The sequence below is a fragment of the Oceanobacillus longus genome, from assembly GCF_042650085.1.
GTDB classification, from domain to species: Bacteria; Bacillota; Bacilli; order Bacillales; family Amphibacillaceae; genus Oceanobacillus; species Oceanobacillus longus.
In genome coordinates this window covers 40,304-55,474 of the sequence record NZ_JBHSAO010000011.1, presented here as the reverse complement: position 1 = coordinate 55,474, position 15,171 = coordinate 40,304, and the positions used below count along the sequence as shown (strand labels likewise).

The following is a 15,171-nucleotide window of genomic DNA, read 5'->3' as shown; positions in this document are numbered from 1 at the left end:
GAAGCCACGTCCAGCTCCAGCGACCAGCGACTATTAGACTTCCCTCACCTCTGTACGATAAGTCAACATCGATTCGCTATCGCTCACCGTGTTTCCTTTATCTCCGCCGGTTCAGTCCAGTCAATACGTAGATAACCGGTCGCCTCCGCTTTAGTTTGCAGATACTATTTTTCGAGATATACGGTCTAGTTTTCCGCGTACTGTTCCATCATAAATGGTATTTCCGACACGGATTTTAATTCCTCCAACAATCGAAGGATCTACAACGTTTTCCAGATTGATTGCAGTTTTACCCATTCGTTTTGCGAAGGATACCTGCAATTGCGTTCTTTCAACTTCCGTTAATTCACGAACTGAGTATACGGTTGCATCTGCAATTCCTTTTGCATCATTCACCAATTGGATGAAATGATCAATAATGGATGGAATAGCTGCTGTACGATGTCGCTCAACAAGCAATTTGATTGTATTCACAACATCCGTATGCAAACCTTGAAACACTTCTTGTATAAACTGTTTCTTTTTCTCATTATTAACCTTTGGATGCTTTAGGAATGGAACAAGTTGTTTATTATTATTGAATACTTCACGAACAACACGGAATTCTTTTACAAACTGTTCCTGTGTGTTCTTTTCTTTCCCCAGTTGAAAAAGAGCATCTGCGTAACGTTTTGCAACTACCTGTTCACTCATCGCTCTTCTCCTACCTCTTTAATGTAATCGTTGATCAATTGTTCTTGATCCTTTTCACTAATTTCTTTTTCAATTACTTTACTTGCAATAAGTACAGACAATGAAGCAACTTTATCTTGAAGCGCCTGCAATGCTTGTTCTTTTTCATTTTGGATATCAACCTGTGCAGCCTGGATAATCCGGTCAGCTTCTTTACGTGCTGATTCAACAATATCCTGCTCCTGTTTGATACCGGCAGTTTTAGCATCTTCAATCAATTTCTGTGCTTCTTGTTTAACTTGGTTCAACTGAGTTGCTGCCTCATTGGATGCTTTTTCAGCCTCCAAACGACTTTTTTCTGCAGATTCAATTTCTCCAGCCACATATTCCTCACGTTCTTGCATTTTATCCATGAGTGGACCCCAAGCAAATTTCTTCAACAACATCAGTAATACGAGGAAGAAGAATAATTGCACTAGCATGTCTCCGACTCTCAAACCACCGATACTGGCTCCAATTGTCATAAAGTTAATATATGAATGCACCGATTTCACTCCTTTCATCGTGACTTCACATCTATGTGATTTCTTTTATAATCGAAAGTTGCATAAAGAGGAAGTTCAAAAAGTCAGTTAAAAATGACACTTCGAATTTCTTCGTTAGCTTGCTTTTACGTTGCTCACGTATAAACTACATACGTTCCGCTACTCAAAGCTACACTGCCTCGAACTTCTCGGTCCTTTTTATCTTCCTTTTGAACTCTCAGTCAATAAAGGAATGGCGAAGATTCTATAGTAATGAACTTCGCCATTATATTTCTGATAAAAATACGATTTACATAAAGATAGCCATAAATGCGATAACTGCTGCGATGATTGGAATCGCCTCTACTAGTGCTACCCCAATAAACATTGTACCTTGTAAGGCACCTCTTAATTCTGGTTGACGAGCGATACCTTCTACTGTTTTACTAACGATCATACCGTTACCAAGACCTGCACCTAATGCTGCTAGTCCGATTGCAATTGCTGCTGCTAAAGCTTCCATTGAATATTTCCTCCTTTTATAGTAAACCTAAATTATTTTTTTATTTAATGGTCACTGCTCACTTTATGAGACATATAAACCATCGTTAACATGACGAATACGTACGACTGAATGGCACCAATAAACACACTGAAGCCCATCCATGCAAGCATCGGTATTGCTGCTCCGAAGAATCCGAAGATAGATGCGGTTCCTAGACCTACCAGTAAACTTAATAATACTTCCCCTGCATAAATATTACCAAATAGACGAAGACCCAATGTTAATGTATTGGTGAACTCCTCGATTATTTTAAACGGCAACATTAAAGGTACCGGGTTGACATACCCTTTTAAATAATTTTTAGTCCCCCGTACTTTAATTCCATAAAAATGGGTTAGTATAATAACCATTGCGGATAACGTTAATGTTAAGGTAGCATCGGCTGTAGGTGATTTCCACCATAAGTCATGTCCGAACACTCCGACAGTCATTACACCTGCAAGGTTACTTACAAGGATATAAAAAATTAATGTTAATCCAAGTGGGAGAAATACCTTACCTGTTTTCCAATCCATTGTGTCGTTGACAATACCTTTTACAAACTCAACAGCCCATTCCATGAAATTTTGCATCCCGGTTGGTTTCATTTGAAGTTTGCGGCTTGCCCACACACAAAAAACGAAAACAATCAGCGATACCATAAATACCATGAAAACGTTGGATAAGTTAAAATCCAGCCAAGAGATGCCAAAGACGTCTTCAACTATTGGAGCTGTATGATCCAAATTTATCACCCCTTTACACTACTTTACTTAAGAGCATGTTCAATAAGTTAGGTTTATCTCCTTTTGAACATACCCTATAAGAATCCGTTCATACCCTGCCCGTCAGTGGTTTAGTTGTGATTATTCCTTGTTTTTAATGAGTCGCATACCAACATCCAACCCAATCACGATGTAAGAAGAGATGATACCAAAAACTACGGCAATAATATGAAAGGTTTCATTAAAACGAAGTGCGATTAGTACAGCAAGTATCGTTGCGGCAAGTCTTGAGAAAGTTCCCAGTCCACCGCGCACTTTTCCTGTTTCTGCAATCGCTTTACCCAGTGCTTTTGTTTTGTGCTGCAATAGCCATAAGTTATAGAAACTTACTGCGCCGCCCAATAACAAACCATTAAAAACTTGGTTGTACGATGAAAAACCAGATCCTATTACGATGATTGCTAGAAGAAAGAGCATCCATTTACGTTGTCGGGTTACCATCTTATCGTATTCTGACATAATCTACTCTACTCTCCTAAACCTTTAAAACAACTGCAAGCTTTTGTTTTTCATAATAGCGGTCCTGATTACTATCCTTAAAGGGGTAACGAACCAGATCATAGTTTTCATATAGATCGACGGCTGCTAAACGACAAGCAGGCTTTGACGATTCACATACCAAAAAGCACTTATGTAACAGAAGTCATTTGTATGGGGAATTATTACCCTAACTCATTGTCGGATATTGTGTTATAACAATTCAACAAATTATAAGAATAATTGCGACAAAATATAACACATTCCACCCCACATTAAGCAAGTTTACATTAGCCTAACTACAGTTGTCAATCAGTAATCGAGATTATTTACATTTAATTAAAAAACCCTGATTTATCAAGAAAAATAGCATGTTTCTCCCATTAAAAATTATTCAGGACCTTGAACAACTTCAACTAGACACTTACTGAAAAGTTATGGTAATAGAAAACGACCTAAACTTCATTATAAATGAAATTCAGGTCTTATAATATGACATTTTTGTGAACGCTCTTATACACGATTTTTAAGTGCCCGGTAAATTTTCTAAAATCACTCCAAATAGATAATGGATTGATTACTCTCATATTCCCCGTTTTCAAGATAGACAGTCACTAACGCGAGGTAATAGCCACCTTGACCGGCTTCTTTTTTACTTATTTCTCCTTCATGAAGGCCTGCCTGCAGATCTTCAGCCTCCAATAATTTCCTATCAAAAAGTAGGCTTTCCGGATTGTAGAGGTCTATTTCAATGCGTCTTGCCGGTTCAGTAAGATAGATTTTATAATTATAATCATCTTCCGAGAAACTTTTCAGAGAAAATTCAAATCCTGCCGTTTTCGGCTGATCCGCATGTTGATTGACAAAAATATACGGTAGTTGGTACGCGTCATCCCCCTTATTTAAAGTTAGCCAGCCTTGATGTACACCTTCCTCAAGGCGAGCGGTTGTTATATGAAGTTCAATTGGGATCGTCTTTTTTTCCTTTGCCTCCACTATAAACGATTGTGGGAGATTCCAATTGATTCCGTTTTGTTTCTTTGGATAGTTGAACGTGTATGTTTGTGTTTCTTCCGTCATATTCTCTATGTTGAGATCAAAAAAGAGTTCCTCTCTGTAATTGTCCACTTTTCCAAAATTAAGTTGTGGATTATGAATAATAGTTGTTGTTTCAATGGCCTCTTCCGGTCTAATCGCTCCCATTCCCTGCACGGTCGGATCCAGTTTCTCTGGATCTTTGAAGAGGTCGGATGTTGTTTTTATTGCTCCAATAATTTGGTCTCTTGTCCAACCGGGATGAGCTTCCTTTATTAAAGCCACGACCCCTGTAACATGTGGTGCCGCCATACTCGTTCCATCCATCTGTTCATAACCCCCAGGAACCGTACTTAAAATCCCTGTTCCTGGAGCAAGTACATCTGGCTTGATATTCCAATTTACCGTAACCGGGCCTCTGGAACTGAAAGGTGCCGTTGTACTTTCCTGGTTCCAATAACGGGTACCCATATAGAGGTTTTTTCTATCCGATTGCGTTTTTAGCCATTCTCCGTCTTCTTTGGAAATCGCAGCTACTGGAATGTTGATAGGATTTTGTTCATGTTCCAGTGACCCTTGAAACGTTCCATCTTCATTATTGTAGATAATAGCTGCAATTGCGCCATTCTGCTCTACCATCTTCGCTAATTCATAAAAAGGAACCTCTCCTCGTTTAAGCAATGCAATCTTTCCGCTCATGGATTCATTTGGGGAAGTGGCTTCGACAATTTGATAGGACTTCGTGATATCCCACAGAGGAGATCCTGCCATTTCAGTTAACTGGATGGCCTTTTCCTGTAATGATTCATACAAAAAAGGGATTTTCATTGGTGACATGGATGCCCCTACAGATAATGCTTGATCAGCTGTCGCCGGTGAGCCAACTGTCCAGTCACCAGGTCCACTATTTCCATTTGCAATAACGACGGGGATTCCCATTTCAGATGCACGGTTAACTGCCATGCTTGTTGGATAGTCTGGCACATTTACATTGTTCCCGAGTGAAAGGTTGATGACATTGACGCCATCTTCAATCGCTTTTTCCATTGCGGCCAGCACTTGCATCGATGTCCCGGCACCACCTGGGCCGAGCGCTCGATAGGCATAAATTTCCGCATCAGGTGCAACGCCTTTTATCTCGCCATCTGCAGCAATGATGCCTGCAACATGTGACCCATGCGAAGTAGGAATACCTTGTTCTGGGAGGCTCTCCATTGGATCATCATCGAGGTCGACAAGGTCATACCCAGACTGATAGTTTTTTTGAAGGTCCGAGTGTTCGTAATCAATACCCGTATCGATAACCCCAACTTTTACATCCTTTCCAGTGTATTCGGTTGTATTTAATTCGTATGGCTGCTGCAATAAGTCTTCTTTGCTCAATCTGTCTGTAGACTTTTTCCATTCGATTGCTTCATATTTCTGTACGGAATGAATGCCTTTAATAAACTCTAACGATTCCATCCGCTCCAAATTTTTAGGAGTTCCCTGTAATGCTAAACCATTAAACAATTTTTCGTAAACTGCAACCACCTCGATAAATGGATGATACGCTTCGATATATTGCTTATGGACATTTGGTTCTCCCTCCACTTCGATGATAATGGACTGAAGATCTTCTACTTTTTCTTGTGCATCATTCGTTGTTGGATTGATTGTGGTTATGAAGATAATTAGGAATAGGAATAATGTCGACTTTCGCATCGTTGCAGCCCTCCTTCTTAAAGATTAGGATTTGGAGAAATGCGGAGATTATGCATTGGGGTTGAGGTTGATGCGTGGTGAGGTTACGCCTTTGAAGTCGCGCGGTTTCGCCGGGAAGTTGCGGGGTTTCGCCGGGAAGTTGCGCGGTTTCGCCGGGAAGTTGCGCGGTTTCGCCCGGAATTTGCGCGGTTTCGCCCGGAATTTGCGCGATTATGGCCGGAAGTTGCGCGATCATGGCCGGAGGTCGCGCGGTTTTGCCCGGAAGTTGCGCGATCATGGCCGGAAACCTTATTCAGCGAATTTTTGTCAAATATCAGCGAATCCAACATTTTATCGGCGAATCATTATTTCTAAACCCAAAAAAGCTGCTACCTCCCTACACCAAAGGAAGATAACAGCTCATTTTATTAAAATTCGACAAAATTCGGGGAGTGACAGGCACCGAATTTATTTTGTGCCGAAGAGGCGGTCGCCGGCGTCGCCTAGGCCAGGGACGATGTAACCATGGTCGTCGAGTTTTTCATCCATTGCAGCAAGGTATATATCTACATCGGGGTGTTCCTTTTTGATAACTTCTACGCCTTCTGGTGCTGCAACTAAACACATGAGGCGAATGTTTTTTGCGCCGCGTTTTTTCAAAGCGTATATAGCATCATTAGCTGAACCGCCTGTAGCTAGCATTGGATCGATAACAATCAGTTCACGTTCTTCGATGTCAGAAGGTAATTTAACATAGTATTCAACAGGCTTTAATGTCTTCGGATCGCGGTATAATCCAACATGTCCTACTTTTGCAGCAGGGATCAGTTTGCGTACGCCATCCACCATGCCAAGTCCAGCACGCAGTATTGGCACGAGGCCGATTTTCTTACCAGCTAACTTTTTGGATTCTGCTTTCATTACTGGTGTTTCTACTTCTACATCTCTGAGTGGAAGGTCTCTTGTTATTTCAAACGCCATTAGCATTGCTACTTCATCAACTAGTTCACGAAATTCTTTTGTTCCTGTATTTTTATCTCTTATGTACGTTAGTTTATGTTGAATTAACGGATGATCAAGTACGAATACGTTTCCCATTGCGAGACTCACTCCTTCAAATTAGTTCTATCTTTAAAAGTGTACTTAAAAAAAGCCAAGCTTTCAAGTTTAGGCGGTATCTTGTTAGAAAAACGTAAGAAGGATGCCCCAAATAATGGGAAATCCTTCTTTATTTTATGCATATAATGGAAACTTTTCAGTTAGAGCAAGAACACGATCTGTCGCTTCTTTCAATTTCGCTTCGTCCTCATGATTATGAAGAGTTAAGGAAATGATTGCTGCAATTTCTTTCATTTCTTTTTCACCAAAACCGCGTGTCGAAACAGCTGCTGTACCTATACGGATACCACTTGTTACGAATGGACTTTCTTTGTCAAATGGAATTGTGTTTTTATTGGTTGTAATTCCGATATCATCCAACGCTTTTTCTGCAACTTTTCCTGTCAGGTTAAGTGGAGTGACATCCAACAATAGTAGATGGTTGTCCGTGCCACCGGAAACAATACGGACACCTTCACTTTTCAGAGCCTCACCGAGTACTTTTGCATTTTGAACAATATTTTTTGCATATGTCTTAAAGTCAGGGGATAATGCTTCTTTAAAGGATACTGCTTTCGCAGCAATAACATGCATTAATGGTCCACCTTGAACTCCAGGGAAAATAGATTTATCGATTTGTTTCGCATATTTCTCTTTACAAAGTATCATCCCGCCACGAGGTCCACGCAATGTTTTATGTGTAGTTGTTGTGACAAAGTCTGCATGAGCTACAGGATTTTCATGCTCGCCTGTTGCTACAAGTCCTGCGATATGCGCCATGTCAACCATCAAATACGCGTCGACTGCATCAGCAATTTCACGGAATTTGGCAAAATCAAGCTTGCGGGAATATGCGCTTGCACCAGCAACAATCATTTTTGGTTTTACTTCTTTTGCCTTTTCCAGTACAACATCATAGTCAAGCTGTTCTGTTTCTTTGTCGACACCATAGTCAACGAAATTATAAAGTTTACCACTGAAGTTAACTGGGCTGCCATGTGTTAAATGTCCACCATGATTTAAATTCATGCCAAGTACAGTGTCACCAGGCTCAAGTACGGAAAAGTAAACAGCCATATTTGCTTGTGCGCCTGAATGTGGCTGTACGTTCGCATGTTCTGCACCAAATAGCTCTTTTGCGCGATCGCGAGCAAGGTTTTCTACTACGTCGACATGTTCACAACCGCCATAGTATCTTTTTGCCGGATACCCTTCAGCATATTTATTCGTTAAAATGGATCCCATTGCCTGCATCACAGCTTCTGATACAAAGTTTTCTGATGCGATTAGTTCAATCTTTTCCTGTTGACGTTTCTTTTCTGCCTGCATTGCTTCAAATACTTCCAAATCTGCTTGTTGTACATGTTCCATTCGTTAAATCCCCCTTTGTAAATTCGCAAAAAAAATATATATATGTTAGGGACAATGATTCGTCCCGTCAATCATTTAGTTACACGTATCATTCAAGCGCGTATCCTCATAATTGGCACGACTGCCACCAATCAATTTCGGGCGGGTACGTGCCGCTTGCAATCTTGCATTTCCAATACTCCTTTGTTCAAAACGAAGTGGCACCGCAACATGCTTTAGGTGCATGCCGATCATTGTTTCGCCAATATCCATCCCCGCATGTGCCCGAGCTTGAATTGTTTCAACGACAACCGGATCTTTCATCTGTTTAAAAGCATAGGATGCCATCGAGCCTCCTGCCTTTCGAACAGGAATTACCGATACCTCATCAAGCATATAGCGGGAAGCTGTTTCTCTTTCAACAACAATGGCGCGATTCAAGTGTTCACAGCATTGAAAAGCGAGCTGTACGCCTGTTTTTTCTTGCAGCACTTTCATTTCATTAAAAATCACTTCAGCAATTTGTTCACTACCTGATGTACCAATATGTAGACCTGCAACTTCACTTGTCGAACAGCCGAGTACAAAGAGCTCTCCTTCTCGTAAATAATCGCTTGCAATCCATTGCTCTGTTATCGTCAACATGTCCTGTTGTACCTTTTCATATGCCATTATTTTTTCACCTGTCCTTGTATATTGTCAAGATTCTTTAGACCTACAGTACGAGATAGACGAAGCTATTTTTACGTGTTTCTTTTCAACAGGTTTATTACGCTGTCGCTCTTACCTTACTTTAAATTGATTGATCTGCTTATTCAGGTTTTGTGCCTGTTCTTCCATCTTTTGTGCAAGTTTATCCACTTGCTCCATGGTCGACACTTGTTCCTGTATGGCAGCATTTACTTCTTCTGTTCCCGCCGACGTTTCTTCGGCAATCGCTGCAACTTCCTGTGATTGTCTGACTGTATCTTGAATGGACTCCAGTTGTTGATCAACAAGGTTTGTAATCATTGCAATTTCAGTAGCAACAACATTCACAGAACCGGACATCTGTTCAATTGTTCTGTTCGTGCTTTCCCCGTTTGCTGCCTCTTTTTTGGCATAGGTTACATTATCATTGATTTTTTCCACGACAAGATTAACATCATCCTGAATTGCTTCGATTAAACCTGAAATTCGTTGAACGGCATGTGCACTTTGGTCAGCCAGTTTACGGATTTCTTCTGCAACCACCGCAAATCCTCTACCATGTTCACCAGCACGAGCAGCTTCAATAGAGGCATTTAACGCGAGCAAATTCGTTTGCTCTGCAATCTCACCTACCATTGTAATAATTGTTTCCACTTGCATTGCATTCTGTTTGAGGTGATCCACATCCTTTAGGGAAAGTTCCTGGTCATCAGCCAATCGTTGGATACCTTGTACAAGTTGGTTGACGACTTTTTTGCTTTCACTTAACGTATCGAGCATTTCCGTTGATTTTTCTTTGGATTGTTCTGCTTTTTCCTGTACTTTCCGCGCCAATTCCGTTGCAACTTCCACAGCTTCGGCGGTATTCTGAATTGCTTCTGAGGAATTTTCCGCACCCTTGGAGATTTCATGGATGGATCCACCAATTACTGCCGAGTGCTGTGCTGCCATATGGGATGCTTCTTTCATTTGCATAACTGTTTCATTTGTACTTTCAAAATGCTCATCAATATTATGTACCATTTGATTGAGGTTTTGCAGCATCGTATCAACTGCAATGGAAAGTGCACGGATTTCGTCATCCGACTTCGGAATATGAACTTCCTGATTTAAATTACCATTCGCTGCAATGGATGCAACCTTTTCCAATTTCTCCATTGGCTTTGTAATCAATCCAGCAGCAAAAAATGCAAGTGCACCCGACCAGAAAATACCAAGTAACAGAATGGCAATCGCATACCATTCCAATGAAATCTGCCAAAAATCCTGTACGTAATCATAAAAAACATAAATAAACAATGCACTGATCGAGTATGTAATAATCGCCAATACGGTTGTAAAGATTACTAGCTTCAAACGCAAACCAAAACTATATTTCTTATTCATGTCTGCTCCTCCGGCTACTTCTTTAATTTTCTTATTAACAAGTCTATGTTGTTATCCAGTTCACCCAAAGTTTCCTGGTAGGTTTGCAGAGTTCCACCGAACGGGTCTGAAATATCATAATTAATCAGGTTGGATTCTAGTCTTTGAATCTTAGTGATATCTTCACTTAAATATATCTCTACTTGCTTTTGCAACTCGACACCATCCATTTTCGATTGGTTATTACGGATGAATGTGGAGCGCTTCAATTCATATTCTGCATAGGCCTTCCTTAATACCTGCCATACTTCTTTATCGGACTCTGAAACATATTCTTTAAGTGTAAAATACTTATCCTGCTGTGCCGGAAAATCCATAATAAGAGATTGCTTATGCTGGGTGGTCATCGTAAGTACAACATCTGACCATTGCAACAATTGGTTTGTCACCTGCTGGGATTGATGGCTCACTTGTACTCCACGCTCGTTAAGTGCTTGAATCGCTTTTTCATTTGCTCGGAGATTCTTACTGGCAAAGATTCCGGCCGATTGGACGCTTGCCTGTGGAATTTTATGCTTCAATAATGCTTCTGCCATCGGGCTTCTGCATGTATTTCCTGTACATACAAACAAAATATTCATCGTGAAACCTCCGTTTATTAACTCTATGACAAATATACCATATTTCCGATTGAAAATAGAAGGAAGTTTCCAATTAAACTGAAACCTCGACAAAAAAGTGGAAGCGACCGGACCAAAAAATGGCCGACGAAAACCAGCTTTCTCTGAGCCAGATGTCGACATGACGTAAGGGAGTTCAACTTTGCCACGTGATGTGATTGTCTTCGTTGAACTTTGCTTAAATTTTTTATTTTGAATTGGGAGTGAATGAAGTTGGTTTATCTTGTCATGGGGTGAGGGAATTAAAATAGCCGTTGGTTGCTAGGGACTGGACGTGACAGTTTAGATACGATTACTCATCCTAGCGAAACGAATGTTATTTCGTAAAATTTATAAACGATGAAATAACTGCTATCTCGCCGTCCGGGATCGCTCTGGGCGGATGCTTTCCGCGGGCACGGCCTCAGCCTCCTCGCGGAAGAACGCCGCTGCGGGGTCTTCGGACACGTGCTGTTCCCGCAGGAGTCACCGCCCGTCGCTCACCCGAACTGGTGAAGTTTTATAATGCCATTTTAGCTACGCTAGTACAGTAATTATTAGCAACCTTCTAACCAGCTCTGGGAAATACACGGAGACTTCTGCGGGAGGAAAGGCATAGGTGAGACTCTGAAATGCGTCAGCATGAAGAGGCTCACCAGCCGCCCGCGAAAAGCGCAGTGTATTTCCCAGAGCGATCGCCGAAGTTCCCTATTCTAGCTCGCATTTTATCTCAACTCCGCGGTAAATGAAAAGCAACTAACAAGACGGAATTAGCTTATTCTCCCATTCTAACCGAAAAGAATATATAATCCAAAGCCACATAATATACTTCCGCCTAGTAATTCGCTATATGTTCCTAAATAGCCATGCACTTTCCGTCCAAGGAGCATGCCTAGCCATGTCAGTGTACAGCTGGCAGCTCCAAACAGAAATAATGTCAGGAAAATTTTCACCCCTGAGATCCCAAGCCCTAGCCCAACTGTAAAGCTGTCAATACTGACACTGAATGCAATCAGAATCAAACCTGCACCGACTGGGAGGACCCTACTTTTCACTTCATGATTAAATGCGGAGAAAAACATTTGTGCACCAATAACAAACAGTAAAACACCACCTGCGAGGGTCGTTAATTCACCAATCTGATTGGAAATTGCTTTACCAAGCAGAATTCCGAGAAATGGCATAATGATATGAAAGATTCCTATTACTAGCCCGATGATCGCTATCCGCTTCAGTCGAATTCGTTGCATTCCCATGCCAAGACTTACAGAAAATGCATCCATACTAAGTGCTATTGCTAGAAACAATAATGAAATAAATTCACTGGAAAAAGACATTCATAATCCCCCTTGAACATGCTTGTTAACTATATGCATGTCCAAGGAGACATATGAATGCCTTTTTGGTATAAATAATTGCGTTGAATGTACGTGAGACAAGTACTGCTTACTTTATTTAACGATATATTCTGAAGCAGCTTTTCTTAATCTGTTCATAACCGCCTGACCAATTCCAGCCTCTGTAAATACTTCACAAATAATAATATCCACATCACCTTGTTTGAATCTTCTAAGGCCCTCATATAAATGGATGGCGATTTCATTTATATTTTCACCAAGTGAGATTATTTCTTCAGCATTAATCTGTTTTGCCGTTTGTTGACTGGCAAGCACACCTACCCGATTGCCATTAAATTTCTCCTGATCAACTATCGCCTGGATGCTTGCATGCGTTCCCTCCACAAGCCATAAAGGAACTTCAGGAGAATAATGTTTATATTTCATCCCTGGGGATTTTGGTTTTTCTTTTGTGTTCGCAAGTCCAGGATCCATCATTACAGGATGAACCACTGCTTCCAGTTGCTCCTTCGTAATTCCACCAGGTCTTAGAATAATGGGGATATCCTGTGTACAGTCAATTACAGTGGATTCCAATCCTACACCGGTTGGTCCACCATCCAATAAGCCGGAAATTTTCCCATTCAGGTCATCCCATACATGATTTCCCATGGTGGGACTCGGCTTTCCTGACAAATTGGCACTCGGTGCGGCTACTGGCACATCTGCTTTTTTCAATAGTGCTTGCGCAACCGGATGGTCAGGGATACGAACACCAATTGTGGATAAGCCCGCAGTAACATTCTGTGCACAGGCCCCATTGCTCGGTAAAACATAGGTTATCGGTCCAGGAGAAAATGCCTTGATTAATTTTTCTGTATATACTGGCAGGTTATCCACAAGTCTTCTCAATTGATCAACGGTTGCAACATGTGCGATCAGCGGATTATCCTGTGGTCTTCCTTTCGCCTTGAAAATTTTTGCAACTGCTGCTTCATTTGTTGCATCAGCACCTAGTCCATAGACTGTCTCTGTCGGAAAGGCAACCGCCTGACCTTGCTTGATCAGCTCTGCAGCTTCATCGATTGCCTGATTATTATAGGTTTCATTATTTTTTATATTCCAGCGCATTGTATCTATCATTATTGCTACCTCATTTCTATCTTTTATTTTAGAGGATAGAAACGATTTACGCAAAATGTGGATAACATGTATCATCCTTTAATAGTTATTAACAGGAAGATACGCGTTATCCACAATTATATAATTTTATTAACATTGCATTATCACTTATGCACAGGGGGCTGTGTATAATGTGTGTAACTATTAGGGGCTTTTTGATTATTCTCTTTAAGAGACATTGTATGCCCACCAACTCCCATTTGTCGTAGGATACTTATCCTCAAGAATTTTCTCTTTTTGTTGATGAAACTGTAATGCTTCCAACAAAATATCCACAACTGGTTGATGACTGTGTACATAAATACTTTTTGCATTACGCTGCTTTGCTAAAGTTAGAATAGCCTCCAACAGAAATGGAAGTCTCCCAGCTTCTGACTGTGTAATATAAAGCTGCTTTAGCCAAAAGATATCTTCTTTCAATTGATCCAAGACAAAACATCCTTCAATCTTATCTTTCATTTCGACCACATAGCCATTTTCGTAAACACTTTTTTGATTCACATTCGGATTTTTTCCGAAAAATTCTTCCAGCTGAACGTAGGACGCCTCTTTAGCAAGTAGTATTTTCAAAAGAATTCACCTCGATTAATCGTTTTGATAGAAATATGATGTACCTTTTCTTTCATCCTATGCATTTAGTAGAGGAACTATGACCAACCGAACCATTCAAAAAGGAAAAACTTTACTTCCGTTTCTTCTTCAACATTTTCAGCAACTTCTATATCTTCACTGCTTTCCTCTTCGGCTACGGATGTACCGTTAAAAAAGTCGAGAAAACATAATGGAGGAAACAGTACGCACCACCAATTTGCTCCTTTTCCTTCACCAATCGTAATTAGAATTGCTTCATACTCCCCTGCAGGATACAAAAAATCGCCATAAAGTTTAGTAGGAAATGTTACATTGTTGCCATACTCCACTTCAAATTCATTATCTTTTCCCGCTTCTTCCAGTGTTTCTGCAACAATCGCATTGAGTTCCGGAATACGAGAATCTATTAATGTACGAGCTTCTTCAATATCCGTTATATACTGAACCCATTCTGTAACCTGTTCATTGACACGATCGCGCACAAGTCGTTTTAATTCCTGATCTTCCTCATTGTCACTGTTGGCTAAAATTCTCAGGCGTATAGCTTCTTCCGGGATCACCTTATAATCGGTCTCATTTGTTGCTTCTTCACTAACTCCATTTAAAGGCATCGATAAAAATATTATAAAAAAGATAAGTACAATAAAAATTAGATTCTTCATTTAAAATTCCCCTCTCCAACTGTATAATTGCTAGTATGGACAGGGGAAAATATTTTTAAACTCGTATTCTATGAATATATTAATTTTCGTAGAATGATATGGAGATTTTGTATAAACTACGAAGTAACTGCTGGTTTTCTATCAGTATGCAGAAACTTCGGCGACCGCTCTGGGAAATATACTTGCGGTTGGTGTGACCCCCAATAGTTGGAGTTTATTTAACAACGATTAGATCGGTATGATTTCGGTATTGAACTGGGCTCATACCGGTCAATCTTCCTTTAATTCGTTTGTTATTGTAATAATAAATATAGTCTTCAATTTTACGTTTTAATTCTTCATAGGTACAGAGAGATTCCCCATGATACCTTTATTGTTTCAGCATACCGAAAAAGCTTTCTGCAGGTGCGTTATCTATACAATTCCCCTTACGTGACATGCTTTGGAACACTTTGTGCTTCTTGAGTTTTTTCACCCATTTATCATGTTGATAATGCCAACCTTGGTCTGAATGAAT

The 15,171-nt window shown here is 40.5% G+C and carries 17 protein-coding genes and 1 pseudogene (1 of these 18 running past the window's edge); all 18 read right to left on the bottom strand.

The genetic code is table 11. The features are described from left to right. Positions 1 to 150: 150 nt before the first annotated feature. Positions 151 to 693 (bottom strand): F0F1 ATP synthase subunit delta, encoded by a 543-nt coding sequence (locus tag ACFOUV_RS14340; protein WP_379497469.1) that lies wholly within the window; start codon positions 691 to 693, stop codon positions 151 to 153. Beyond that, complete coding sequence (gene atpF / locus ACFOUV_RS14335; protein ID WP_379497468.1) at positions 690 to 1,217, bottom strand: F0F1 ATP synthase subunit B; 528 nt, start codon at positions 1,215 to 1,217, stop codon at positions 690 to 692. Before atpF ends, ACFOUV_RS14340 begins: the two co-directional genes overlap by 4 nt. Before the next feature lie 289 nt (positions 1,218 to 1,506). Beyond that, positions 1,507 to 1,719, bottom strand: a complete 213-nt coding sequence (gene atpE / locus ACFOUV_RS14330; protein WP_010648360.1) for a F0F1 ATP synthase subunit C — start codon at positions 1,717 to 1,719, stop codon at positions 1,507 to 1,509. Positions 1,720 to 1,763: 44 nt separating this feature from the next. Then, positions 1,764 to 2,486, bottom strand: coding sequence for a F0F1 ATP synthase subunit A (gene atpB, locus ACFOUV_RS14325; protein ID WP_379497467.1), 723 nt, complete (start codon positions 2,484 to 2,486; stop codon positions 1,764 to 1,766). Between the two features lie 120 nt (positions 2,487 to 2,606). Continuing rightward, positions 2,607 to 2,984 carry an ATP synthase subunit I gene (locus ACFOUV_RS14320; RefSeq protein ID WP_379497466.1) on the bottom strand — a complete coding sequence of 126 codons (378 nt, stop codon included), beginning with the start codon at positions 2,982 to 2,984 and terminating at the stop codon, positions 2,607 to 2,609. Between the two features lie 570 nt (positions 2,985 to 3,554). Next, positions 3,555 to 5,741 (bottom strand): S8 family serine peptidase, encoded by a 2,187-nt coding sequence (locus tag ACFOUV_RS14315; protein WP_379497465.1) that lies wholly within the window; start codon positions 5,739 to 5,741, stop codon positions 3,555 to 3,557. Continuing rightward, positions 5,674 to 6,018 (bottom strand): hypothetical protein, encoded by a 345-nt coding sequence (locus tag ACFOUV_RS14310; RefSeq protein ID WP_379497464.1) that lies wholly within the window; start codon positions 6,016 to 6,018, stop codon positions 5,674 to 5,676. The genes ACFOUV_RS14315 and ACFOUV_RS14310 overlap by 68 nt, the downstream gene beginning before the upstream one ends. A 170-nt stretch (positions 6,019 to 6,188) precedes the next feature. Next, positions 6,189 to 6,818 carry a uracil phosphoribosyltransferase gene (gene upp, locus ACFOUV_RS14305; protein ID WP_379497463.1) on the bottom strand — a complete coding sequence of 210 codons (630 nt, stop codon included), beginning with the start codon at positions 6,816 to 6,818 and terminating at the stop codon, positions 6,189 to 6,191. A 135-nt stretch (positions 6,819 to 6,953) separates the two neighbouring features. Continuing rightward, positions 6,954 to 8,189, bottom strand: coding sequence for a serine hydroxymethyltransferase (locus tag ACFOUV_RS14300; protein ID WP_379497462.1), 1,236 nt, complete (start codon positions 8,187 to 8,189; stop codon positions 6,954 to 6,956). A 75-nt stretch (positions 8,190 to 8,264) separates the two neighbouring features. Next, positions 8,265 to 8,840, bottom strand: a complete 576-nt coding sequence (locus tag ACFOUV_RS14295; RefSeq protein ID WP_379497461.1) for a TIGR01440 family protein — start codon at positions 8,838 to 8,840, stop codon at positions 8,265 to 8,267. A gap of 111 nt (positions 8,841 to 8,951) precedes the next feature. After that, a complete protein-coding gene (locus tag ACFOUV_RS14290) occupies positions 8,952 to 10,244 on the bottom strand; it encodes a methyl-accepting chemotaxis protein (RefSeq protein WP_379497460.1) in 1,293 nt (430 codons plus the stop codon). A 14-nt stretch (positions 10,245 to 10,258) separates the two neighbouring features. After that, complete coding sequence (locus ACFOUV_RS14285) at positions 10,259 to 10,864, bottom strand: low molecular weight protein arginine phosphatase (protein WP_379497459.1); 606 nt, start codon at positions 10,862 to 10,864, stop codon at positions 10,259 to 10,261. A gap of 806 nt (positions 10,865 to 11,670) precedes the next feature. Continuing rightward, entirely contained in the window at positions 11,671 to 12,219 is a 549-nt protein-coding gene (locus ACFOUV_RS14280; protein ID WP_379497458.1) for a manganese efflux pump MntP, read from the bottom strand. Positions 12,220 to 12,333: 114 nt separating this feature from the next. Continuing rightward, positions 12,334 to 13,362 (bottom strand): L-threonylcarbamoyladenylate synthase, encoded by a 1,029-nt coding sequence (locus ACFOUV_RS14275; RefSeq protein WP_379497457.1) that lies wholly within the window; start codon positions 13,360 to 13,362, stop codon positions 12,334 to 12,336. 207 nt (positions 13,363 to 13,569) lie between these two features. Then, positions 13,570 to 13,971: a hypothetical protein gene (locus tag ACFOUV_RS14270; protein WP_379497456.1), complete on the bottom strand. Its 402-nt coding sequence runs from the start codon at positions 13,969 to 13,971 to the stop codon at positions 13,570 to 13,572. Positions 13,972 to 14,048: 77 nt separating this feature from the next. Then, positions 14,049 to 14,654: a stage II sporulation protein R gene (gene spoIIR / locus ACFOUV_RS14265; protein WP_379497455.1), complete on the bottom strand. Its 606-nt coding sequence runs from the start codon at positions 14,652 to 14,654 to the stop codon at positions 14,049 to 14,051. Between the two features lie 214 nt (positions 14,655 to 14,868). Next, a pseudogene (locus ACFOUV_RS14260) lies at positions 14,869 to 15,009 on the bottom strand (IS3 family transposase); the annotation flags it as partial. Between the two features lie 15 nt (positions 15,010 to 15,024). Further along, positions 15,025 to 15,171 carry the final stretch of an IS3 family transposase gene (locus ACFOUV_RS14255; RefSeq protein ID WP_449290039.1) on the bottom strand. Its footprint extends 348 nt past the window's final position, so 147 of the gene's 495 nt are visible here — the last part of the coding sequence; its start codon lies off the right edge, out of view; its stop codon occupies positions 15,025 to 15,027.